Below are 23940 nucleotides of genomic sequence, written 5' to 3' on the forward strand. Positions count from 1 at the left end.
ATCAATATTATGGCAAATTCATTCTTAAAAACGATTAGATCGTCGGTTAAAAATTGGTACATTCCGCTTATTGTTGGGCTCCTTTTGATTTTATTGGGTTTCTACACCATATCTACACCTATAGCGTCCTTTCTCGCATTGGCCATTCTATTTTCTTGGTCGTTTATTGCTTCTGGGATATTGGAAATAATTTTTGCATTACAAAATAAGAATGAAGTTGATGGCTGGGGATGGTATCTTACCGGTGGGATCCTTTACGCCATATTTGGGATTTTACTGATTGCCAATCCCCTGTTATCGGCAAGTACATTGGCTTTCATTGTTGGATTTTATGCTCTTTTCAAATCATTTCAATTATTGTCCTTCTCCTTTGATCTAAAAAACTACGGGAGTAATTCATGGGGCTGGATTACTTTATTCGCCGTACTAGGTATTATTTTTAGCTTTATTTTACTTTGGAACCCACTTTTCGCCGGTTTATCCCTGGTAATATGGACAGGGATGGCAATTAGTATCGTCGGCTTTGCTGCTTGTGTTTTAGCCTTTCAATTAAAAAATTTAAAAGATATACCAGGTAGACTTCCCAATGAGTGGAAAGAACGATACGAGAAACTAAAGGAAGAGTTTGAGCAATATAATAAATAATAGGACCTCCTAATAATAATTTATTACTGGAAAATAAAGAATAAAACCAACATGAAAAATGGTTTTATTCTTTATTTTCTACAATACTGAAAGGTACCTTCCGCAAAGGAAAATCTTGTTTATCAGTTTTCACACGACTTATCTCAAAAATGACATCTAGTCCTTGATATATCTCACCAAATACGGTAAAATCATGATCAAGTCTAGGCTGTCCACCATGATTAAGATATTCCGCGCGCTGTTCATTGCTATATTTTATACCTTTTTTTATTTCCAAACTATCAAGATCTGCAGCAACAATATTTTTTCCAACAACAAAATAAATCTGGTCAAGGAAAGAGGCCTTTTCCGGATTACCATCGCGTCCCGCTCCCAGTGCTCCTATTTTGTGAAAAGCACGTTTATCAAATTCCGCTGCCAACCGAGGTTTACGTTTCAAAGGATCAGCAGCTTCCCTCTTTTCGATATCTATATCATGTTCGCCACCCTGCACAACAAAATTTTCAATTATACGGTTAAACAAAGCATTTTGATATACACTATCATTTATCGACCTTAACATTAAGTCACGATGTTTTGGAGTAAAATCATATAATACAACCTTAAATTCTCCAAATGCAGTTTTAAATAATAGGCGTTTTGACTGTGCATAGCTACTGCTCGCCCAAATCAAAAACAAAGTCATAATTAACAGGATTTTCTTCATCAGCTTGTTCAAAATTTGACATAAAAATACATTTAATTTCAATTCGAAGAAATTTGTTTATTACTATATTTGGATTAAACAATTCAAATTTATGCAATATATCCCCCATCCCGATCGCTACGAAAATATGATATATAATCGTTGTGGTAAATCCGGGCTCCAATTACCAGCGATTTCCTTAGGCCTCTGGCACAACTTTGGAAACGACACGGCTCATCAAACCAAAATTGATATCTGTACGACGGCTTTTGATCTGGGAATCACACATTTCGATCTAGCCAATAACTACGGACCGCCCCCAGGTAGCGCAGAAATTGCATTCGGACAAATCCTTAAACAACAGTTTGCGGGGTACCGTGATGAGCTGATCATTTCATCAAAAGCAGGTTATCATATGTGGGACGGCCCCTATGGCGAATGGGGTAGCAGGAAGTACATTATTTCAAGCTGTGATCAATCGTTAAAACGTCTAGGAACAGATTACGTTGACATTTTTTATTCACATCGCTTTGATCCAAACACTCCGTTAGAGGAAACCATGATGGCACTGGATCAACTCGTGCGAAACGGAAAAGCCCTTTATATCGGTATTTCATCCTACAATTCGCAACGCACCAAGGAAGCCTATGCAATACTGAAAACTTTGGGGACACCATTTATTATTCATCAACCGAGTTATTCCATGCTGAATCGGTGGGTTGAATCCGATGGTCTATTAGACACCCTGGATGAGATTGGTATTGGCTCAATTGTTTTCTCACCACTTGCCCAAGGGATGTTAACCGATAAATATTTACACGATATTCCCGAAAATAGCAGGGCTTCCCAATCAAAATCATTGCAGACCAAATTCCTCAGTGAAGAAAACCGAAAAAATATCCAGGCACTCCATGCCATTGCACAACGTAGAGGACAGACCTTAGCACAAATGGCCATCGCATGGGTTTTTCGAAAACAACAGGTAACTTCTGCTCTTATTGGTGCGTCCAGACCACAACAGGTCATCGATTGTGTCGGATCGCTCAAAAATCTATCATTCACCGCAGAAGAAATCCACGAAATTGATCTCTATGCAAAAGACGGACATATTAATATCTGGACCCAATCCGCAGAGATTGACAAAGGCTAGATCAATGTGTACATGGTTTTAAAATAAAAGGCATATAGGTTATTATTCAATAATCAATATGCCTTTTCAATGTTAAGATGCCTTAAATGGAACTATTATTGCCTAATTCATGATCTTCAGAATTTTCTCAAATGTATTTACATTCCGACTTGTAAATTTATCTTTCAGACTTTTCTTCCCCAGTATTTTTCCAAATGTTGAATCTAATGTATTCCCTTTGGGCACCTGCCAATAAAATACGCCATTAACCACTTCGCCCTTTTCATCCTCTGCTTTGGTGCTGTTATTAAATTCATTCATGAGCATTTCTTCTACCCCCGGCAAACCTACAAAAGCATAAATATGAAAATCATCATGTTTTTCAAAAGGAATATTATCCTTCAAGAGCACAATTTCTTCTTGCAGTTTAATGAACAAAAAAGCTTCGTAAGAAAAATAGCTGGACATAGCAGCTTCTAAAATGGGCTTAAGGTCGCCCACAAGTCGGTCCGAATAAAAAATGATATTCCCAGAGGCCAATACAGAGCTTACCTGATCCATACCGGTATCTTTAAACACCCGGCACACATCAACCATTTTCATATTGGTTCCCCTTACATTTACACCACGCAGAAAAGCACAATATCTCATAATTTATAATTTTTCAAAGTTCATCCATCGGATTCCAAAATATCTTCTTAAAATCCTTGATCCTAAGATTATTTATTACAACACCTTCGTCCTCTAGTTTGATCTGAAATTCCGGAACCGATAAAACTCCTCCGCTCGAAATCACCCTATGGGCAGGCACATCCCCAGGACAACCACCCATTGCCTTTCCAACATGACGGGAATGGTTCGGATACCCTAAAGCTTTAGCAATCGCACCATAAGTTGAAACACGCCCTTTTGGGATCAATCTCACCAGGTCGTACACCTGTTTTTTGAATATTTCGTCCATATCTTTCTTATTAGGCTCTCTTAATCCTATAAATTTCAGAGATAACTTCGGATTGCCAACTATCTCACATCTACCAACTATATTGAAGATACGAAAAAAACACCTTATAATGCTTTCTACGTCAATAATAGCACATCCATAAATACCATTTATCATGCTTAGATTATAAGGGACAAGGTCAATTTGGCTATATTGAAAATAAAATATACGCACAAAAAAAACAGCATTAATCATATGATTAACGCTGTTTTTTATATTTTTCGTACGCCAATCAGGATTCGAACCTGAGACCGTCGGTTTAGAAAACCGATGCTCTATCCAGCTGAGCTATTGGCGCGTCGCTTTCGGTAATGCAAAAGTAGACATTTGTTCAACAATTCCAAAATATCACTTGCTTTTTTTTGCGGTTTTTCAATAACTAATTGCTTTTCAATAAGATTATTTTATTGATCTAGGTCAAACAAAAATATAAATCTCGCTGTTACCTTTGTGTTATTAAACAAAAGAAAACACAAAAATTATGGCACAAGGAAAATGGGAATTAGACGCTGCACATAGCGAGATAGAATTCAAAGTAAAACACATGATGATTACAAATGTTAAAGGAAACTTTAACAGTTTTAAAGTGGATCTTGATACAGAAGATGATACTTTTGAGAATGCACTTGCGAAAGTAACTATTGATACAGCGTCAATCAATACACGAAATGAACAACGTGATGGACACCTAAAAAGTGGTGATTTTTTTGATGTGGAAAAATATCCTGCAATCACATTTGAGGCAACAAGTTTAGCTAATGAACAAATTAAAGGAAATCTGACTATACGTGACGTGACCAGACCTGTGGTATTTGACTTGGAATATGCAGGTATACAAAAAGACCCTTGGGGAAATACCAAAGCTGGGTTTATCGTAGAAGGCAAGATCAAACGCTCGGAATTTGGACTGAACTGGAATGCGGCTTTAGAAACTGGTGGTGTTATGGTGAGTGACGAAGTAAAATTTAGTGCTGATATACAGTTTATAAAAGCCAAATAAGAACTATTTCAGAAATAAAATTTGGCAGGAGAGCAAAAAATCGTACTTTTGTCGCGGAGAGTTGGCAGAGTGGTCGAATGCGGCGGTCTTGAAAACCGTTAACTGTCACAGGTTCGGGGGTTCGAATCCCTCACTCTCCGCAGAAAAGCCTTTCATTTCAGAAAGGCTTTTTTCATTTATTAGGATTCGAAGCCGAAGGGCTGGCCCGGGTCCAGACTCTATCATCGCCATCGCGTCCACAAAAAAAATCATTTCGTAATTAGAATTCGCGACTGCAAATACAATTAAATTTTGGCGATAGCTTTAAAGGTTAAGAAGGTAATAAAAAGGACCAAAATCGTTGAGAATTTGGTCCTTAGTAAGTCAATTGACAATATACTTCTTAACAATATTTTCCAGGTCATCTAAGTCAAATGGCTTGGCCAAGAAATCGTCTGCACCTGCACGCACAGCTAATGATTCTATATCATTATTGGCAGATACATAAATAACAGGAATATGTTTAAACCTATCATCGCCTTTCAGAAGGCGGGTTGCCTCTACTCCTCCAATATTTGGAATCCAATTATCCATTAAAATAATATTTGGCTTCGTAGATTCAACTTTTTGAATAATATCATGTGAAGTCTCGGACACTTCAACATGAAAACCCAAATCCGTCAGCACTACTGTTATGACCTCTAAAATAATCGTATCATCTTCAAATATCAATACAGTTTTTCTTTTACTCATATAGATTAGTTTTATGTCCTTATATAGATCCACCATGGCTAAATGTCACGCCTTTTTTAGCGTAAATCTTATATTATTGCGGGTAAAGTTTTTTCCAAATTTTTTGATCACCAATTGCAGTAAAGTTCTGCTGAATACTTGAGAAACGTATAGTTTCCTTACTGCCCAGGGCCAAATATCCGAAATTTTCCAAGCTTGCGTCAAATAATTTAAATACACGATCCTGCAAATCTTTATTAAAATAAATCAACACATTTCGGCAAAGAATTAACTGGAAGCTATTAAACGAAGTATCCGACACTAAATTATGGGTTGACAGAATCATTTTTTGTTTCAGCTCGGGATTAAATTTTGCCCATTCATAATTTGCAGTATAATAATTAGAAAAGTCCTGCTTTCCACCAGATTCGATATAATTTTCAGAAAAGGATTTAATCTGGCTTAATGGATAGACCCCTTTACGGGCTATTTCCAAAACCCGTGGGTTAATGTCCGTAGCATAGATTAACGATTTGTGATGTAGATTGGCCTCCTTAAGTAAAATTGCCAAAGAATAGGCTTCCTCACCGCTGGAGCATCCTGCAATCCAAATCCGAATCAGTGGATAAGTTCCCAACTGGGGCAAAATCTCTTCGCGCAGCTGTCGGAAAAACATTGGATCTCTAAACATCTCCGTCAAGTTCACCGTAATCTCCTCAACAAAATGTTGTAGAAATTGTGGATCGTCCTTCAACGCAAATCGCAGTTCCGCGAAACTTGCAAAACGGTCATTCGTCATGATTCGATTAATCCTTCTTTTAATCGATGCTCGACTATATTGTATAAAATCGTAACCATAGCGCTGATAGATATCTTCCAATAAAATATCTATCTCTTCGTCTTTAATTATATTATGACCTAACATAGCTAGATTAATCGTTCGATTTCAGCCAACAATATATCCACATCAATCGGCTTTGATACATAAGCCTGCGCACCAGCTTCCAGGCATTTTTCTCGATCACCACTCATTGCTTGTGCGGTTACCGCGATAATGGGGAGCTCTTTAATGACAGTAGAGTCGCGGATTAAACGAATCGCCTCATATCCATCTATTTCAGGCATCATCATATCCATTAAAATCAATGAAATATTATTCTCAACTTCTAATAATTGAATTGCATCTTTTGCCACTGTACAACTGGCGACCTGGTATCCTTTCGTCTTTAAAGTTAAACTCAGTGCAAAAATATTCCGGTTGTCATCATCTACAATTAATATTATCTTATTCTGATTCATTAACCGACGTAATTTCTTAATTAATTTTCATATAACCATACACGCAATAACGACAGAAGCTGATCTATATCCACAGGTTTCGAGATATAGTCCGAAGCTCCCGCCTGTATACATTTTTCGCGATCACCAATCATAGACTTAGCTGTGACAGCAATAATAGGCAATGTTGCAAATTGCGGTGTCTGCCGTATATTCTTGATCGTCTCATACCCATCCATTTCGGGCATCATCATATCCATTAGCACGATATCGATGGCTTCACCAGAACGCAACACCTCCAGAGCTTCCTTGCCATCCATCGCTGGTATGACCTGCACCTGAAATTTTTCCAATGCCTTCGTCATCGAAAATATATTGCGTACATCATCATCGGCTATCAATACTTTTTTCCCTTTCAACACGTCTGTTAATGCCCCAAGCCCGGTACTTTTTCGTCTTAAGTCGTCGCCGCTATTGGTTTCGATCAAGTGCAGAAATAGACCTACTTCATCCAGGATACGCTGATAAGAATGTGCCGTTTTCACAACTACAGAATCCGCGTATTTTTTAATCTTTAATTCCTCCGATTTTGATAGATTTTTACCTGTAAATATGATAATCGGAAGATTTTCAAGTCCCTCGTGTTGTTTAATAGCCTCTAGTGTATTGTAGCCCATTTCATCGGGAACCCCCATATCCAGGATCACGCAGTCCACATCGGCTGTCCCTAATGCTTTGATACTGTCTTCGACATTATCTTTGACTTCAAGTGAAATATTGAAACTGCTTAAAAAATAAGCCAGTGCGCTAGCGTGCTTGGGATTTTCCTCAACAATAAGAACTTTCTTGGGAGACCTACTCAAAGCCGATTCAATTTTCTGAAATACCGACGTCATTTGCTCCAAAGCAACAGGTTTATTGATAAAATCAATAGCTCCCTTTAACAAACTTTCCTTTTTCACTTCAAGTGACGACATGATATGCACAGGAATATGTCGTGTCGTCTTATCCCCCTTTAGCTGATCCATTACAGCCCAACCATCCATTACAGGCAATTGGATATCCAATAAGACGGCCTGCGGATGATATCTCTTAGCTGCTGGTAGCGCATGGTCCCCTCTTACGACGACGACACCTTTGTAGTGCTGACTATGCGTATACTTCAACAATGCTTTCGCAAAATTGATATCATCTTCTACAATGAGTATGACCTTATCACCCGTTGTGATATTTTCGCGATCATCAGGCAGCTCCTCAGGAATACGTATCGTAGCAGGATTATAGGCATTATCAGTGACAAGCTCACGAACCTCCTGTATTTCCGAATGGATTTCTTCAATAAGTTGCTCCTCCTTAGTCCGCTGTTCGCCAAGCTCCACTTGATGATCCGGAATGATAAATAAAAAAGTACTACCTTTTCCTTCTTCACTCTCAAGTCTTATCTCTCCTCCAAGCAAGCGGGCAATCTCCCTACTAATGGATAATCCTAATCCAGTTCCACCAAATTTTCTTCGGGTAGAGCCGTCTGCTTGTTGGAAGGCCTCAAAAATTATCTTCTGTTTTTCCAGTGGTATCCCTACACCGGAATCAACAACAGCAAAAACAAGCCTATCCTTCACCTCGCTGTCCGGATAAATATCCAACCTGACTTCGCCTACCGACGTAAATTTAATCGCATTAGAAATCAAGTTACGCAGTACCTGATCAATTCTGAGCCGATCTCCCTGAAATTTCTTATTGACTCCAGGATCAATATCGATTGTAAATGCCAATCCTTTTTCGTTGACAATCGGCAGGAATAGGTTATTCAAGTCGGCTGATATGTCATTTAAATTTAGGGTAGCATACTCCAATGTCATTTTACCGGACTCAATTTTTGAAAGATCCAATATCTCATCGATCAATGTCAATAGGCTTGTTCCAGAACTTTGGATTACTTTAGCCGATTCAATCTGATCTGCGCTCAGATTATGTTCATTGTTTTCAGATAACAAACGCGAAAGAAGTAAGATAGAATTAAGTGGTGTGCGAAGTTCATGAGACATATTAGCCAAAAATTCCGACTTATATTTGGTACTCAATGCAAGTTCTTCCGCCTTTTGTTGAATTTCTAGATTACGTTCGGCAATCAATAGGTTCTTGTCTTCCAACAATTTCGAACGTTCTTCCAATTCTTGGTGCGATTGCATCAATTCCTCGTGTTGCACCTTCAGTTCTTCTTCAGATGACTGTAACCGTAAAGTTTGGGCTTCTAACTCCGTGTTGAGATTCTCGAGTTCAGCATGCTGTGAAAGCAATTCTTCAGATTGAACCTGGGTTTCTTCCAATAACGTCTGGATTCTAGCTCGCCCTTTTGCGGATGCAATAGCGATCCCCAATTGCCTTGCACATTCCGTCAAGAACGTCAATTCTATTTCTCTAAATGACTGGCGATGTCCAATTTCCAAAACACCCAATACCTGGTCTGCCAATACAACAGGTACAAAAATAAGATGTTCCACATTGATCTGACCACTGGCAAAACTGATGATATAGTCCTCCGTGTTTATATTATTTACAACCTTTGTTTGCCTATCGATAAATACTTGTCCGACATAGCCTTCATTTGGCAAGAAATATTGCCGTGCTTTCGGATCTAAACCATAGGCGCCAGCTAACTCCAATTTTTCGTCGTTAAACACATATATTGCCCCTGTAATAGCACCGATATAATTTACCAATCCTCTTATTGCCCCTGTAGCCAATGCTTTTTCAGTCTTGTTACCCACCAATCCCGTATAGAGATCCGCATATCCCATGTGTAACCAATCGTTATCTTTGAGTTGGTCAAACGATTTTCTCAAAGCTTTAGACATCCGATTAACGGATTTTGCTATCGCACCCAAATCGTCGTCCTCGACGTCCTCCGCTTGGACACTATAATCTCCTGCGGCAATACGATTTGTAATGGTCTGAACCAGATTTAGTCTGCGGGTGATCCCTTCATCCTTTTCACGAAGTGATTTTTCCAGTTCCAAGCGTTTAAGAAAGTCTGCTCTAAGTCGGAAATAGAAATATGCCGTGATAATGAGCGACAGTACCGCACTAATCACTATAAATAAAGTAGTTATAAAAGAAGAATTATCTAAATTGGTAGATTTTTGATCTACCGCATCATCTTCATAATAAATAATGTCCTGAATAATACTTCGGCACCTGTCCATTGCGGATTTACTCTCGTCCAAATGTTCCAAACCGACATTGCCGCCCTTTCGTTTGATATCCACAGACTCCTTTAATACCGCGAGCCGCTGTTGAGCTGCCGTAAATAGACTGTCTACCCGATTTTTTTGTACTGGATCCGCTGCTGTAAGTTCGTTTATTTCCTTTAATTCTCTTGGAAGATCTACGAGGGCCATATTGAACGGCTCCAAATAGTTTTCCTTACCCGTAAGCAAATAACCCCGATTTCCTGTTTCGGCCCCTTGTAAAGAGTTGAGAATCATATTTGATAAGCTGATAACTTTTCGGGCAACAGCTAGTTCCTGACGATGTTTATTTTGTTCTTTGATTCCCAAATAAGAAGCAGTAGAGCTGACCAATAATACAAACAAGGAAAAACCGATTCCGATCGATAAGTTATTGAGCGTTTTATTTGGCATCTGTAGGTATGTTTAATGGTAATGTAAAATAAAATGTGGCCCCTTTACCTTCCGAGCTTTCAACACCTATTGTTCCTTGATGGCTTCGGATAATTTCCGAACAAATATAAAGGCCAATTCCAAGTCCTTGAAAATCAAAAGAAGTTTCTTCAACGCGATAAAACTTATCGAAAACTTCAGACTGCTTACTTTCTGGTATACCAATTCCAAAATCTACTACACTCACTTTTACAAAGTCATCCATCACGTTACAATCAACGATGATCTTCTCAGTGCCAGCAGCATATTTATATGCGTTCGTTAAAAAATTAACAAGGACCTGCTCAAGACGTATCTCATCACCATATACCATTAAATTTGAGATATCTCCTTGCCTAAGTAGTATCATATTACTTTGATCATGCGTCTGAACAATGGAATCGATGGCACTCTGAATCATGCGTTCGAGCGAAAACATTTTTTTATTGATAATCAATTTACCATTATCAATTTTAGATATATCAAGTAAATCTGTGATCAAACTATTCAATTTTTCTACCTGATCCTGAACCCTGTCAACATATTTTGCCTCTGCACAGGCTTTGTCAAGGTTCAGCTTGCGATCGAGCAGCTGCATATACGCTTTTATACTTGTAAGTGGAGTTTTAAGTTCGTGACTGGCAATACTCAAAAACTCATCCTTTTCTTTCTCGGCTTTCTTCTGGCTATCAATGTCTGTAAACGTGCCCACCCAATTATTCTCACCATTCTCTAAGATTGGCCATACCCTCAATAATTGATACGAATAAACGGTTTCATCCCGCTTTTTGATCCGGACCTCCATTTCCAAAGGCTTTCCGGATTCAAGGCTCTCCTGTAGCTCCGCAGCGATCGATCGGTCATCAGGATGCGTCTGTGGGAATATACATTCATTATCCGAAAACTGAAACCAACGGCCATTGACGAAATCGATATTACCACGATTATCACAGGTAAAGGCAATTTGCGGCAAAGATTCCAATAACGTATGTAAATAGTCTACTTTTGAACGAAGCTCCTTTTGTGCCTCCTTCCGGCGCTCCACTTCCCTTTCAAGAGTTTGTTGGATATCCTTTAGTGCCTGCGTCTGCTCATACAGTCGATAGAAAGTTTTGACTTTTAACATCAAAATGTCCGGATCGACCGGCTTGGTTACGTAATCCAAGCCTCCAGAATCATATCCTTTGGTAATAAAACGTTTGTCAGTATTAACTGCTGATAAGAATATAATAGGCGTTTCCTTGGTCTTACTAAATCCAGCAATGTTTTCTGCTACTTCAAAACCATCCATATCCGGCATCTGCACGTCCAATATGATGAGCGCATAATTATATTTTAAAATCTTTTTTAATGCCTCTTCACCAGATTGGGCAGCATGTACTTTAAAATTTTTAGATTCCAATAATTTTTGTAACGAATATATATTATCTGGGTTGTCATCGACTATTAATATCATAGAGAGCTAAAACTAAGAATCAAAGTAAACAAATGTAAAAAAATTAACCGAATCACTTAATAGTAATTTCAGCCAAAAAATCTCAATACAGATGCAATTTAAGCACTATGAATGAATTTCACGAGAAAATAAACAAAACTTTAACTTAACCCTACCTGTTTGAATACATAACATGCTATAAACAATAGCTGTTATCAAAACACGGATTCGATATGATTCAATTCACATCAAAGGGGATTTATTGTGTCCCAGGCAAGTTTTATCTAGACCCCTGGCAACCAGTTGACTTGGCTATTATCACTCATGGACATGCAGATCATGCTTATCCAGGCATGAAAAAGTATCTCTGTCACCATTTTACGGTCAATATACTAAAAAGTCGTATTGGCCATGACATTCAGGTTGAAGGGGTAGCGTACAACCGGCCTTTTCATATCAATGGTGTAAAAATTTCCTTACATCCTGCCGGGCATATTATTGGTTCTTCCCAGATAAGAATGGAATATAAAGGTAAAGTAATTGTTTTTACGGGGGATTATAAGATCCAGGATGATGGGCTTTCCACCCCATTTGAGCCGGTAAAATGCCACGAACTCATTACTGAAAGTACCTTTGGCCTGCCAATCTATCGTTGGGAAAGTGTTGCCGCACAAACCCAGCGCTTGAATGAATGGATCACGCACAATCAAGGTTTCAAGAAAACATCTGTATTTATCGGCTACTCACTTGGCAAGTCGCAACGAATATTAAATGCAGTAAAAGACATGGGCGAGGTATATGTACATTACAGTATCGCCAAGTTAAATATGGCCTATAGTGAGGCTGGTATACAATTACCGCCTTATCATATTGTCGACCTCAGGACAGATACTAAGCAGCTCGATGGCAAGATAGTCCTGTTGCCCCCCGCACTACTCGATACTCACCTCCTTCAAAAGATACCACATGTTGCTTATGCCATCTGCTCGGGTTGGATGCAAATTCGTGGTGCACGGAGATGGCGTAGCGCCGATGCAGGCTTCGCCATCAGCGATCATGCTGATTGGAATGGACTGTTGCAAGCAGTAAAGGAAAGCGGGGCCGAGAAAGTATATGTAACTCATGGTCAGACCGCCACATTCAGCAAATACCTGAATGAAATAGGGATCGAAGCTGAAGAAGTCAAAACAAATTACGGGGAAGAAATAAGCATATGATAGAATTTGCAACGTTGATCAATGCCCTGGACAGCAGCAACAAGACCAGTTTGAAAAAGGAAGCGATTATCCGTTTTTTAACATTTGCTCCAGAAAAAGACAAACTTTGGTTTCTTGCCTTAATGACTGGCAAGAGACCTAAGCGTCCCATAGCAACAAAAGATCTTAAAACTTGGGTGCTGGAGCTTACCGATATTCCAGAATGGCTATTTACAGAATGTTATGCGGCCGTAGGTGATCTCTCCGAGACTTTATCCCTGCTACTCCCACCGCCATCTGAGCGAACCGACAAAAGCCTTAGTGACTGGATGGAAGATATTGTTATACTGGCAAATGCTTCAATGGCAGAAAAAAAAGCATTTGTACTGGCCTCATGGAATGCACTGAACACCATAGAGCGCTTTATTTTCAACAAATTACTAGGAGGTAGCTTCCGTCTGGGCATTTCCGCAAAAGGGTTGATCAATACCGTTGCGGCACATTTCCAGATCGAACCTAGCATAGTCGCCCATAGTATTATGGGCGAGTGGAATCCATATGACTACGAATTTGACAAACTTGTTCGGGGCGAGTATAGCAACACGAATCTCTCAAAACCTTATCCCTTCTGTCTGGCCTACCCGATTGAAAAAGAGCTCGAAGCACTCGGTCCCATTACAGAATGGCAATGTGAACATAAATGGGATGGAATACGCGGCCAGTTAATCAAACGGGGTGAAGAAGTTTTTATTTGGTCCAGGGGTGAAGAACTTGTTACAGCACAATTTCCGGAAATCACAGATGCGCTACGACAGTGGAAAGAGAACGTCGTTTTAGATGGAGAAATCTTGGCTGCCAAAGATGGCCGGATATTGAATTTTACAGAATTACAGAAAAGGATCAATCGTAAGGTAATTTCAAGAACTTTGCGCGAAGAAGTCCCCGTTGTAGTATACCTTTATGACGTATTGGAACTGAATGGTCAAGATCTCCGATCCGATCCCCTTCAAGGGAGACGCAATGTATTGGAACAATTGCATCAACGCAATGGTGATGATATCATGCAGCTATCTCCGCTCATCCATTGCGCAGATTGGACAGCGCTACAGCTTGTCCAGGCTGCGTCTCGGGAGGTAAACAGCGAGGGCATCATGCTCAAAAAGAAAAGCGCTATTTATTATGCTGGCCGCAAAAAAGGTGGTTGGTGGAAATGGAAAGTCAATCCCATGACCATCGATGCCGTATTGATATATGCACAAAAAGGCAGTGGCCGAAGAAGTGCCCATTATACCGACTACACTTTTGCTATCAAAGACGGAGATCACTTAGTAAGCATCGCAAAAGCATATTCCGGACTTACAGATAAAGAAATACTTGAGGTAAGCCGCTTTGTCAAACAAAATTCTTTGGAGAAATTCGGGCCAGTTAGGACCGTCAAACCAGAATTGGTATTTGAAATCGCTTTCGAAGGAATAGGCTATAGTAAACGTCACAAATCTGGCGTAGCCCTACGCTTCCCCCGGATTTTGCGTTGGCGCAGGGATAAAAAGGCTGTTGATATAGATACATTAGAAGACATCAAAAAATTAATACCGTAAATTGATTCAGAAGATAACACACAGTGAAGGATTCAAAATCGTCAGTCGCCATTTTGAATCCTTGGGCAATACCCCTTTTGAATTCCAGGTTAAGACCTGGGACAAATACATGCGGGGATACAGTGGAATGGTCATCGCCCCTACAGGATTTGGAAAGACATTTTCAGTCTTTATGGCAGTTTTAATCGACTACATGAATCATCCACAACGCTATCAAAAAGGATTAAAACTACTTTGGATTACGCCCTTGCGCTCCCTAGCGAAGGATCTAGCGAGAGCAATGCAAACCGCCATAGATGATATCGGATTAGATTGGATTGTACAGGTACGCAATGGAGATACCGATCCGAGGATCAGGGCCCAACAGACCAAAGCCATGCCTGATATTCTTCTTGTTACCCCAGAAAGCCTGCATCTATTACTTGCCCAAAAACAACGCGACAAATATTTCAAAAACATTTGTTGTGTTACTGTAGACGAATGGCACGAACTGCTTGGTAATAAGCGCGGTGTCATGGTCGAGCTCGCGCTATCCTATCTCAGGCACCAACACAAAATTCTCCGTATCTGGGGGATCACTGCCACCATAGGCAACCTCGACCAGGCGATGGATGTCCTACTGCCTACCGAACCCAAAAGGGTAAAAATAATCGCAAAGGAGAAAAAGAAAATTGCCATAAAATCCATCTACCCCGATACAGTAGAACTGCTGCCTTGGGCTGGTCATCTTGGCGGCAATCTCGTGGACAAAGTTGTGCCCATTATCTTGGAAAGCAAGAGTACCATCCTTTTCACTAATACCCGAAGCCAGAGCGAACTATGGTATCAGCTCCTGCTGCAGGCACATCCCGATTTTGCGGGACAGATTGCACTGCACCACAGTTCAGTGGACGCTCATATCCGCGAATGGATCGAAGACAATCTCAGTAGTGGGCGGTTAAAAGCAGTGGTATCGACCTCATCACTCGATCTGGGTGTAGATTTTAAACCCGTTGATACAGTTATTCAAATTGGATCAAGCAAAGGAGTAGCCAGATTTATGCAACGTGCAGGAAGAAGTGGGCACAGCCCTTTTGAAACGTCTGTTATCTACTTCGTTCCGACACATTCCTTGGAGCTCATTGAAGTTGCCGCATTAAAGGAGGCAGTCAAAACGCAAACCATAGAAAATCGTGACCCCATGGTCCAGAGCTTCGATGTATTGGTACAATTTATGGTAACAATCGCTCTCGGAGGCGGTTTCCAATCAACACAACTACATCAGATCGTTGCCCAGACTCATGCCTTCAGATATATGAATGATGAGGAATGGCAGTGGTGCATGTACTTTATCACCGCAGGTGGCAAAATCGGCAAACGCTATGAGGAATTTCACAAAGTAGTACAGGACAGTGAGGGCAACTGGATTATAAAAAATAGGCGTATCGCCCTACTTCATCGGCTGAATATCGGTGCTATTGTTGGCGATGCGATGATGCGCGTAAAATTCCTCTCCGGCGGATACATCGGTATGATTGAGGAATATTTTATCAGCAAACTGAAAAAAGGTGAACGATTTAACCTTGCTGGCCGTATTCTCGAGCTTGTCATGGTCAAGGATATGACTGTATTTGTCAAGAATTCATCCGGTAAAGCTATCACACCGAGCTGGCTGGGAGGTAGATTGCCGCTATCTTCCAACCTGAGCCATTTTCTACGTAAAAAACTCGCAGAAGCAATAAGCCCCGATAATAGCGAAAAAGAATTGCGCTTCCTTGCACCGTTAATCCAAAAGCAGCAAAGCCTCTCCGCTGTGCCCAATGGATCACAATTTCTTGTCGAACACATCAAGACCAAAGAAGGACACCATCTGTTTTTCTATCCACTGGAAGGTCGATTGATCCACGAAGTCATGGCTGCCCTCGTCGCTTACCGCATCAGCAAACGCTCCCCCATCAGCTTCTCGATGGCCATGAACGACTATGGTTTCGAACTTTATTCCGATAAAGAAATTCAATTGGACAAGGCGCAATTAACGGCGATATTGAGCCGGGAAAATCTTATGCAGGATGTGATCAGCAGCATCAACTCTGCGGAAATGGCAAGCCGTAAATTCCGCGATATCGCTGTGATATCCGGATTGGTCATACAAAACTATCCCGGCACCCAACAAAACAACAAATCCTTACAAGCCTCCTCTGGTATTATATTCCGTGTTTTGATGGATCATGACCCCGACAATCTCTTGTTAAAACAGGCTTTCACCGAGGTGTTTAACCAACAATTGGAGGAATATCGTTTGATAAAAGCTTTTGAAAGAATAAACAATAGCGAAATCATTTATACCTTTGCAGAGCAGTATACACCCTTAAGTTTTCCAATTAAAGTAGACAGTTTACGTCAATCCTTGTCGAGTGAGGCCTTGATCGAGCGGATACAACGTATGGAAAATGCAAATAAGTCAAACAGCAGACGAAGAAAATGAACGTACACGAACAGCGAATTACATTCAATAAACAACAACTTATCCTAAATAATCAACGGACTATTTTTTGGCCCGAACAAAATATGCTCATTCTATCGGACCTTCACCTCGGTAAAGCAGCGCATTTCCGTAAACATGGAATAGCTATTCCCTCTTCAGCATCGAGCACGGATCTCCATACGCTTGCTAATTTAATCGACCATTACCAGGCAACGCACTTGCTCGTAGTCGGCGATCTTATTCATGCGGGGATCAATCAGGAGGTCCTTTTGCTACAGGAGTTTAAACAAAAATTTCCCAACCTCAATTTTCATTTGGTCATCGGTAATCACGATAGACAAGTGAAAAAATTAACCAAAGAGATCGGGCTAATCTATCACACTGACAAGTTGGAACTAGAGCAGATCCATTTTGTGCACGCCCCCAGCATAGACAGTTCATCTTTCACGATCAGTGGACATATCCATCCAGGAGTAAGCATCAAGCTTCCACCCAAAAAACACCTACGCCTACCTTGCTTTTGGGTTTCGGCACGGCAGATTATCCTACCGGCTTTTAGCAAGTTCACAGGATTGGATAGCCGTGAAATGCCGCAGGAATACGAATGTTATGCAGTACACGACGAAATAATCTTACCATTAAAAAATCGATAACTACATTTTCAGTTCGACCGGAGAGATCCCATAGTATTTTTTAAACGCGCTACTAAAATTATTCTGGTGGCCATACCCCGTCAGCAAAGCGACTTCATAGACTGTCATCTTATCATCCAAGAGATAACTCTTTGCTTTTTCCATGCGGATTCGAGTGAGGTAATCGTGGATCGTCACCGAAAAATATTCCTTAAAATCCTTTCTCAGTTTACTTTCGCTTGTTAATACCTCTGCGGCCAGTTCTTTCTGTGTCGGCGGATTGGCTATACGCTGTTCGAGAATCTGTCGCGCCATTTCCAGGCGTTGCACATCCTCTTCATGAAATAATGGTACGGCCTGATCGTTTTTTTCGCTGTACTGCTCAAACTGGTACATCAGCAATTCGACGATACGAGATTCGGTATGGAGCCGACGTATCTCTCCTTTTTTCTTGGATTCGATGAGCTCCGCTATGGTATGCTGCATCTCATAAGTTGCCATCAGATCCTCCTCCGAAAACGAAGTGTACTCCCCCTTCTCAATTTCATGTACAAATTGCTGATGCAATAGGGAATCCCGCTTGATAAGATTGAGATAATACTCCTTGGATATCACAGCAATAAAATACGTGTATTCTATGCCCGGTTCCACTTCGTGCACCGATTTGACAGATGGTATATACCGGATATTGTGTCGGCTCATGCCATAGGGCATCTTACTGTCTGCGGGTTTTAAAAAGATAAATTGACTGGTAATCGTCTCGCCTTCGATCTCCGTGAGTATCTGAACAGGCCGATCAAATTGCATTTTCGAATGCAGTATAAACAAGCCCGAGGTAGCGAGCTGAAAATTCTCCATATGAACGGGTTCCGTATGGATCGTGATTTTATTTTCTACCAAAGGTTTATCCGGTACGTAGCTGTCTGGAATTTCTTCTTCAAAAAGCCAGTCAGCCAACTCCACTATTTTACTTTTCACCAACATGATTTCAATCCAAATAAGCCCGACGCAGCTAAAATTAACAAATTAGGCTGGTAATTGAAAATTATTTATAATCTTTCTAAATAATCTACTCCAGACAGAAGCAGTGTGAATTCCACGGTCTATTCTAGATCAATCTCCATCTCCTCCAATTGCACATAAGGTTTTAATGTGCGGGGGTTCATGATCACATTCGATTCTACCGAAAAAATTGTATAGATTTCTTTCTGAGCCAACACTTCCACTGGGGTACCATGAAAAAGCTTCCGTCCATGCTTGAGCATCAGGATGCGATCCGCATACATCGCAGCAAAATTGACATCATGCACGATCAGAACAACCATAAATCCTTTTCGGGCCAAGGCTCGGGCAATCGCCAGCACTTTTTGTTGATAATGCAGGTCTAAGGCTGAGATAGGTTCATCCAGTAAGAGCAGCGCATCAGGATTATCCCAGATTTGCGCTAATACACGCGCAAGATGAACACGTTGTTGCTCCCCACCCGAAAGACTCAAAAAATCCCTATCCGCGAATGCTGTTACACCACAGAGCTCCATTGTTTCACCCACTACCCTATAATCCTCTGTCGAAGGGTTATTTTTATAATGAGGATACCTACCCATTAATACAATCTCCTCTACTTTAAAGCTCAATGTCATTTGTTGTTGCTGACTCAACAAAGCCCGACATTTGGACAGTGTGACAGCATCGTAGTCCGACAATGGCTTGCCGTTGAAATAGATCTGCCCCGAATCCGGTTTTTTCTCGCCACATAGCAGCCCCATCAATGTGGACTTACCTGCACCATTTGCTCCAAGCACAGCTAAAACCTCGCCTTTACGAACCTGAAAAGTAATATCTTTCAGTAGTTTTCGGTCTTTCACTCCGAAGTTGATTTTCTCTACACGCAACATAAAAAATAGTATTTAGACATCCGACAGCAGACTATTTATCCTTGATTAAAATATACAAAAATACCGGTGTGCCCAACAGGGCTGTAATCACACCGATGGGCAATTCGATTGGCGCTACCAATACACGCGCAATAACATCAGCCAGCGTCAGCACCAGAGCCCCCAAGAGCAATGATCCCGGAAGTACAAAACGATGATCTGGTCCTCCCATCAGACGTACGGTATGTGGGACGATCAATCCTACAAAACCAATAATTCCCGATACAGCTACCGAAGCGCCCACAGCTAAAGTTGATAAGGCGACCACCCATCTTTTTACACGGTCACTGCGCATGCCCAATAGATCTGCCTGCAGTTCACCTAATGCAAAGGCATTTAATGACTTTCCAAAAAAAGGAAGAATACACAGCGAGACACATATAAAAGGTCCCACAGCCAATAAATTATCCCAGGTTGCACCACCCAGGCTACCCAGCATCCAAAACGTTATCGTACGGAGTTGCTGCTCTGTAGACATGTAAGTCATTAAACCAGTAAGCGCCCCTGCAAAAGCGTTGATGGCAATCCCCGCCAACAACATCGTAGTGACATTGGGGCGGCCATTTTTACGGGCAATGCGATACACCAAGAAAGCCGTTAGTCCAGCACCGACAAAAGCACCAAAGGCCAAAATGTAATACCCCATCCAGGCCGAAAGTGATGTCAGCAGGAAAGTCTCAAAGGCGATAATCAATACAGCGAATAAAGATGCCCCAGAAGAGATCCCGATTAATCCAGGCTCTGCGAGCGGATTTCGAAAAATTCCCTGAATGGCCGCGCCTGAAATACCTAAGGCGGCTCCGACCAACAGGCCCAGTAATAAACGTGGCATGCGTATCTCAAATAAAACGTCGGCATGCATGCTGTCTTGATCAGACGCTGTAGACAAATGTAGCTTCTGCATCAGCATGGATAAAATATCCCCTGGCGGTATATGATAAGCACCCATACCTAATGCAACAATACATGTAATGAGCAATATCAAGCTCAAAGCCAGTAATATGATTTTTTGTTTCTTCTGCACCTGATCTATTTTGAATTCATTACTTTTTCAAATCCACGGTGCAGCTCCAAAATCGCATCCGGCAGTCTATTGCTGAAGTTAACGAGCAGGGAAGCATTCATCACCAATATACGCTCGTTTTTACCCGCATTGGTAATACGCATCCCCGGCAATTTAAGGATAGCTTCATGCCCACCCAAGCTACTCGCCCCAAAATCGAATAGCAAAATAATGTCCGGATTGGCCTGTACCAATGCCTCCGTTGTATAGGGTTTAAAATCCGAAAATTCCTGCACAGCGTTCTTCCCGCCAGCAAGACTAATCATCGCATCCAGGCTACTACCCTTTCCAGCCACGCTCATCGTTCCGGTTCCACGCGCGTACAAAAACAACACTTTCGGCACAGCCTTACCTTTATTTTCTTTTTTTAACAACGCTAAGGTATGATCCAGGCTTATTTTTGTACGCGATACCAAAGCCTTTCCCAATGATGACTCCCCTACAGCATCCGCCACGTCTTGGATATAGCGTAAAGCCCCGGCAGCAGAATAATTTGGTTTGATCGCAATAAACTGTACACCGGCAGCACGGATCTGTTGAATCACGGCAGTGGCCACATCCCCCTCATTTGCCAGAACAAGTGTAGGCTTAAACGACAATAGCCCCTCTGCCGAAACAGAACGATTTTTGCTCACCCGAGGCAGTACCGCCGCCGCCTTTGGGGATATACTAGTTACATCTGTAGCAACCATTCGGTCACCTATTCCAAGCCCATAAACCGTTTCCGTCAGCGAACTGTTCAATGTAATAATCCGTTGCTGTGCATTTGCCCATCCGCCGATATGTAGCAAACAACAGAGCATTATCCAGTAAATTTTACCCATCTCTTTCTTAATTCCTTAAAAACTGCAGCAGATTTAAGTTTTGTTTTCTTGTGCAGATTAGTTTCGACTACAAAACAAATCAATAATCAGTCTAAATACAAATTATATTAAACTAGGCCGAATAAATAAAAACACTCGAAAAACAAACATAATAAACTATAAAACAGCCGAATAAAACAAAAAAAGGCCGCTAATAAAGCCAACAAAAAACGGATTACATAGAATTTATGACAATTTGCATATATAAAAATCCAATAGTATTGCCTTTTTTTGTAACATTATTTAGAATGATTAAAAATAAAGATAGTGTTTAAAAATCTCTCAGCTATTCGAATAAGTACAGTAATTGCCTTATGTGCGAGCCAGATACATCTGGCACAGGCGCAAGAAAAATGGAAGATATCCGGAACCTTAAAGAATGAAGCTAATAAAGTAATTACCAATGCGACAGTATACCTCTATCCAGACAAATATGCTTTCAAGACTGATACAGCGGGGAGATTTCACTTTAATAAACTTTATGCCGGCCGTTATGAACTTGTTGCGCAAGCATTAGGCTACAAAGAGTTTCGCCAGTTTGTAGAGTTGACGGATAAAAACCAGCAACTCACCATCAGCTTACAAACCGATAACCACCAGATCGACGAGGTCGAGGTCAACCGAAAATTGGAAGCCGTTGATAACCTGGTCAAAGCCGAAAACGCTGCTATGCCCGTCAAAGTCATTACCAAAAGAGAGATTGAACTAATGGGTAGCCGTAGGTTAGACGAAGTACTGAAAGAGCAGACCGGTATTGCCATTGTGAACGATATTGCGGGTGGCTCCAGAGCTGTTGGTGTACAAATTCAGGGCTTTAGCAGCAACTACGTCATGGTATTGGTTGACGGGCAACCCATGCTTGGCCGCAACAGTGGCAATTTTGACCTTTCCCGTATTTCCGTTACCAACATCGAGCGTATCGAGATTATTAAAGGAGCATCCTCTTGTCTATACGGCAGCGATGCGCTTGGCGGTGCCATTAATATTATTACACGTCATGGAGCCATTACCCCACAAGCGCATGCTTCCCTACTCTATGGCACATTAAATACTGTTGATGCAACTTTGGAGGGAGAAACACCATTTTCCAATCAACGGGGCAGTGCCGTTGTTTCCGGAAACTATTACCGTACGGATGGTTTCAATACGGACAAACAATACCTCAACTCGAAAAGTACAACCTTCCCCCCCTATACCAACTATAGCTTTCAGGGACGGGTACGCTATCGCACCAGTAAAAATGGAACATTAGGAGTAACAGGACGATTTGCCGCACGCGAATCCGAAATGATCAATGCCTGGTCCGAAGACCGCATCATACAAGATAAACAAAAAGATCAAGACATCAATCTATCGGCCAGCTACGATTATAACTTCGATTCCGGTCTGCGCAGCATGACACGTTACTATTTTTCCAGGTTCCATTCACAGATAGCAGCACAATGGTTGCAACAAGGAGTTTTGGCCAGCGCTGAGGAGTTTGGTCAAAATGTACACCGCATCGAACAGCAGTTTGCCTACAGCCCCATGCAACAGCTTAAGTTCACCGGTGGAATCGGCGGCAGTGTAGAGCAAATGGACAATCAGGACCTGGATGCCAAACGCTCACTCAACAGTGCATTTGCCTACCTCCAGACCGAGTGGAAACCCCTTGATCGTCTCCTTACGACACTAGGCCTGCGCTATGACCAGACCAATGTCTATAATGGGCATTTAAGTCCAAGTTTAGGTTTGCAATACCATATCAGCCCAACCCTATTGATTAAAGGCGGTGTTGGTGCAGGATTCAAAGCGCCAGACTACAAGATGCGCTATCAGGTATTTTTCAATCCTGCCGCCAACTACCTAGTTGTGGGAAGCGAACGGGTAGCCGACGTTATTGCTGCCATGGACCAAGCCGGCGAACTGAGTTATAAAAACAGCTATATGTTGAATTTGGTGGCGGGTAATCTGAAGGCCGAGACTAGCCTTTCCAACAATATTGGTCTGACCTGGAATCCTTCGAGCAAGTTTCAGACAGATTTCTCCCTTTTCTATCATCGAATCAACAATCAGATCAACACCGTCAGTGTGGGCAACGGTACCAATATCGCACAGATCTATAGCTACCGTAATTTACCGAAGGCGATGAACAAGGGCTTTGAGTTATCATTGAGTTATCAGGCAACCAAAGACCTGCAGTTGTCCATGGGCTACCAGTACCTGATTGCAAAAGACCTCAGCGTATTGGACAGTATTGCTGCTGGCAATTACCCCTATAATCAAGTCAATGATGCCGCAACTGATCTTTATCGCCAAAGCAAAAAATCAGATTATTGGGGTATTGAGGATCGCTCGCGCCATATGGTCAATTTCAAAGCGCAGTACGAATACAAACCCTGGGGAGTCAATGTCAATGCACGCGTCAATTTTCGCGGAAAGACACCCTTTCAGGAATATAACGGGAATCAATTTATTGACAAGTACGACATCTTTATCCCCCACCATACACTCCTGAATATGACGATCGAAAAAAGTCTGATGAACCGGAGATTAACCCTCCGTCTTATCGGCGATAACCTATTTAATTTCACCAGCCGTTATCTCTTAGGACAGCCCGGACGGGTCATTATGGGCGGAGTTAGTTACCGGTGGATGAAGGATTAGAG

20 protein-coding genes and 2 tRNA genes are annotated in these 23940 nt (G+C 41.4%); 9 read left to right on the plus strand and 13 right to left on the minus strand.

Annotation, left to right across the window (positions count from 1 at the left end; genetic code table 11):
• Positions 1–9 precede the first annotated feature (9 nt).
• Positions 10–645, plus strand: a complete 636-nt coding sequence (locus HPC41_RS06525; RefSeq protein WP_172393234.1) for an HdeD family acid-resistance protein — start codon at positions 10–12, stop codon at positions 643–645.
• A 64-nt stretch (positions 646–709) separates the two neighbouring features.
• Here the strand turns inward: HPC41_RS06525 and HPC41_RS06530 are convergent, their stop codons facing one another.
• Complete coding sequence (locus HPC41_RS06530; protein ID WP_246250445.1) at positions 710–1393, minus strand: peptidylprolyl isomerase; 684 nt, start codon at positions 1391–1393, stop codon at positions 710–712.
• Positions 1394–1442: 49 nt separating this feature from the next.
• Here HPC41_RS06530 and mgrA point away from each other — a divergent pair, with 49 nt between their 5' ends.
• The gene (gene mgrA / locus HPC41_RS06535; protein WP_172393235.1) at positions 1443–2480 is read left to right on the plus strand and encodes an L-glyceraldehyde 3-phosphate reductase; all 1038 of its coding nucleotides are present in this window, start codon (positions 1443–1445) and stop codon (positions 2478–2480) included.
• Positions 2481–2582: 102 nt separating this feature from the next.
• Here mgrA and HPC41_RS06540 read toward each other — a convergent pair whose 3' ends face one another.
• From HPC41_RS06540 to HPC41_RS06550, 3 genes are all read right to left on the minus strand, one after another.
• Positions 2583–3110, minus strand: a complete 528-nt coding sequence (locus HPC41_RS06540) for a DUF1697 domain-containing protein (RefSeq protein ID WP_172393236.1) — start codon at positions 3108–3110, stop codon at positions 2583–2585.
• A gap of 13 nt (positions 3111–3123) precedes the next feature.
• Entirely contained in the window at positions 3124–3420 is a 297-nt protein-coding gene (locus HPC41_RS06545) for an MGMT family protein (RefSeq protein WP_172393237.1), read from the minus strand.
• 263 nt (positions 3421–3683) lie between these two features.
• A tRNA-Arg gene (locus HPC41_RS06550) sits at positions 3684–3757 on the minus strand.
• Positions 3758–3940: 183 nt separating this feature from the next.
• Between HPC41_RS06550 and HPC41_RS06555 the strand changes: the two genes are divergently transcribed.
• Together HPC41_RS06555 and HPC41_RS06560 are read left to right on the plus strand one after the other, a co-directional pair.
• A complete protein-coding gene (locus HPC41_RS06555; protein WP_172393238.1) occupies positions 3941–4459 on the plus strand; it encodes a YceI family protein in 519 nt (172 codons plus the stop codon).
• Between the two features lie 55 nt (positions 4460–4514).
• Positions 4515–4599, plus strand: a tRNA-Ser gene (locus HPC41_RS06560).
• Between the two features lie 223 nt (positions 4600–4822).
• Here HPC41_RS06560 and HPC41_RS06565 read toward each other — a convergent pair.
• From HPC41_RS06565 to HPC41_RS06585, 5 genes are all read right to left on the minus strand, one after another.
• Complete coding sequence (locus tag HPC41_RS06565; protein WP_172393239.1) at positions 4823–5191, minus strand: response regulator; 369 nt, start codon at positions 5189–5191, stop codon at positions 4823–4825.
• 73 nt (positions 5192–5264) lie between these two features.
• Positions 5265–6095 carry a CheR family methyltransferase gene (locus HPC41_RS06570; RefSeq protein ID WP_172393240.1) on the minus strand — a complete coding sequence of 277 codons (831 nt, stop codon included), beginning with the start codon at positions 6093–6095 and terminating at the stop codon, positions 5265–5267.
• Between the two features lie 2 nt (positions 6096–6097).
• Positions 6098–6469: a response regulator gene (locus HPC41_RS06575; protein ID WP_172393241.1), complete on the minus strand. Its 372-nt coding sequence runs from the start codon at positions 6467–6469 to the stop codon at positions 6098–6100.
• Between the two features lie 20 nt (positions 6470–6489).
• Entirely contained in the window at positions 6490–10089 is a 3600-nt protein-coding gene (locus tag HPC41_RS06580; protein ID WP_172393242.1) for a response regulator, read from the minus strand.
• Complete coding sequence (locus HPC41_RS06585) at positions 10079–11563, minus strand: hybrid sensor histidine kinase/response regulator (protein WP_172393243.1); 1485 nt, start codon at positions 11561–11563, stop codon at positions 10079–10081. Before HPC41_RS06585 ends, HPC41_RS06580 begins: the two co-directional genes overlap by 11 nt.
• A 212-nt stretch (positions 11564–11775) precedes the next feature.
• On the opposite strand from HPC41_RS06585, the gene HPC41_RS06590 reads away from it, so the two are divergent.
• From HPC41_RS06590 to pdeM, 4 genes are read left to right on the plus strand one after another with little or no spacing between them, the layout of a single operon-like run.
• Complete coding sequence (locus HPC41_RS06590) at positions 11776–12759, plus strand: ligase-associated DNA damage response exonuclease (RefSeq protein ID WP_172393244.1); 984 nt, start codon at positions 11776–11778, stop codon at positions 12757–12759.
• Entirely contained in the window at positions 12756–14336 is a 1581-nt protein-coding gene (locus HPC41_RS06595; protein WP_172393245.1) for an ATP-dependent DNA ligase, read from the plus strand. Before HPC41_RS06590 ends, HPC41_RS06595 begins: the two co-directional genes overlap by 4 nt.
• A gap of 1 nt (position 14337) precedes the next feature.
• Positions 14338–16800, plus strand: coding sequence for a ligase-associated DNA damage response DEXH box helicase (locus HPC41_RS06600; protein WP_216660678.1), 2463 nt, complete (start codon positions 14338–14340; stop codon positions 16798–16800).
• Positions 16797–17453 carry a ligase-associated DNA damage response endonuclease PdeM gene (gene pdeM / locus HPC41_RS06605; RefSeq protein ID WP_172393246.1) on the plus strand — a complete coding sequence of 219 codons (657 nt, stop codon included), beginning with the start codon at positions 16797–16799 and terminating at the stop codon, positions 17451–17453. Before HPC41_RS06600 ends, pdeM begins: the two co-directional genes overlap by 4 nt.
• Here the strand turns inward: pdeM and HPC41_RS06610 are convergent, their stop codons facing one another.
• The 4 genes from HPC41_RS06610 to HPC41_RS06625 form a co-directional block, all read right to left on the minus strand.
• A complete protein-coding gene (locus HPC41_RS06610) occupies positions 17454–18416 on the minus strand; it encodes a helix-turn-helix transcriptional regulator (protein WP_172393247.1) in 963 nt (320 codons plus the stop codon).
• Positions 18417–18535: 119 nt separating this feature from the next.
• Positions 18536–19327 (minus strand): heme ABC transporter ATP-binding protein, encoded by a 792-nt coding sequence (locus tag HPC41_RS06615; RefSeq protein WP_172393248.1) that lies wholly within the window; start codon positions 19325–19327, stop codon positions 18536–18538.
• Positions 19328–19358: 31 nt separating this feature from the next.
• Complete coding sequence (locus HPC41_RS06620; protein WP_288809625.1) at positions 19359–20390, minus strand: FecCD family ABC transporter permease; 1032 nt, start codon at positions 20388–20390, stop codon at positions 19359–19361.
• A gap of 5 nt (positions 20391–20395) precedes the next feature.
• Entirely contained in the window at positions 20396–21232 is an 837-nt protein-coding gene (locus tag HPC41_RS06625) for a heme/hemin ABC transporter substrate-binding protein (RefSeq protein ID WP_246250447.1), read from the minus strand.
• 327 nt (positions 21233–21559) lie between these two features.
• Here HPC41_RS06625 and HPC41_RS06630 point away from each other — a divergent pair, with 327 nt between their 5' ends.
• Positions 21560–23938, plus strand: a complete 2379-nt coding sequence (locus HPC41_RS06630) for a TonB-dependent receptor (RefSeq protein ID WP_343043795.1) — start codon at positions 21560–21562, stop codon at positions 23936–23938.
• The last annotated feature ends 2 nt before the right edge of the window (positions 23939–23940 follow it).

This window comes from Sphingobacterium prati, assembly GCF_013167215.1.
GTDB classification, from domain to species: Bacteria; Bacteroidota; Bacteroidia; order Sphingobacteriales; family Sphingobacteriaceae; genus Sphingobacterium; species Sphingobacterium prati.

What these genes read in the sequence shown, in the direction of transcription:
- HPC41_RS06545 (WP_172393237.1), bottom strand. Translation starts at nt 3,420, where the DNA reads ATGGACGAAATATTCAAAAAACAGGTGTACGACCTGGTGAGATTGATC.
- HPC41_RS06525 (WP_172393234.1), top strand. Translation starts at nt 10, where the DNA reads ATGGCAAATTCATTCTTAAAAACGATTAGATCGTCGGTTAAAAATTGG.
- HPC41_RS06625 (WP_246250447.1), bottom strand. Translation starts at nt 21,232, where the DNA reads ATGCTCTGTTGTTTGCTACATATCGGCGGATGGGCAAATGCACAGCAA.
- HPC41_RS06595 (WP_172393245.1), top strand. Translation starts at nt 12,756, where the DNA reads ATGATAGAATTTGCAACGTTGATCAATGCCCTGGACAGCAGCAACAAG.
- HPC41_RS06540 (WP_172393236.1), bottom strand. Translation starts at nt 3,110, where the DNA reads ATGAGATATTGTGCTTTTCTGCGTGGTGTAAATGTAAGGGGAACCAAT.
- pdeM (WP_172393246.1), top strand. Translation starts at nt 16,797, where the DNA reads ATGAACGTACACGAACAGCGAATTACATTCAATAAACAACAACTTATC.
- HPC41_RS06575 (WP_172393241.1), bottom strand. Translation starts at nt 6,469, where the DNA reads ATGAATCAGAATAAGATAATATTAATTGTAGATGATGACAACCGGAAT.
- HPC41_RS06590 (WP_172393244.1), top strand. Translation starts at nt 11,776, where the DNA reads ATGATTCAATTCACATCAAAGGGGATTTATTGTGTCCCAGGCAAGTTT.
- HPC41_RS06555 (WP_172393238.1), top strand. Translation starts at nt 3,941, where the DNA reads ATGGCACAAGGAAAATGGGAATTAGACGCTGCACATAGCGAGATAGAA.
- mgrA (WP_172393235.1), top strand. Translation starts at nt 1,443, where the DNA reads ATGCAATATATCCCCCATCCCGATCGCTACGAAAATATGATATATAAT.
- HPC41_RS06580 (WP_172393242.1), bottom strand. Translation starts at nt 10,089, where the DNA reads ATGCCAAATAAAACGCTCAATAACTTATCGATCGGAATCGGTTTTTCC.
- HPC41_RS06610 (WP_172393247.1), bottom strand. Translation starts at nt 18,416, where the DNA reads ATGTTGGTGAAAAGTAAAATAGTGGAGTTGGCTGACTGGCTTTTTGAA.
- HPC41_RS06615 (WP_172393248.1), bottom strand. Translation starts at nt 19,327, where the DNA reads ATGTTGCGTGTAGAGAAAATCAACTTCGGAGTGAAAGACCGAAAACTA.
- HPC41_RS06585 (WP_172393243.1), bottom strand. Translation starts at nt 11,563, where the DNA reads ATGATATTAATAGTCGATGACAACCCAGATAATATATATTCGTTACAA.
- HPC41_RS06565 (WP_172393239.1), bottom strand. Translation starts at nt 5,191, where the DNA reads ATGAGTAAAAGAAAAACTGTATTGATATTTGAAGATGATACGATTATT.
- HPC41_RS06570 (WP_172393240.1), bottom strand. Translation starts at nt 6,095, where the DNA reads ATGTTAGGTCATAATATAATTAAAGACGAAGAGATAGATATTTTATTG.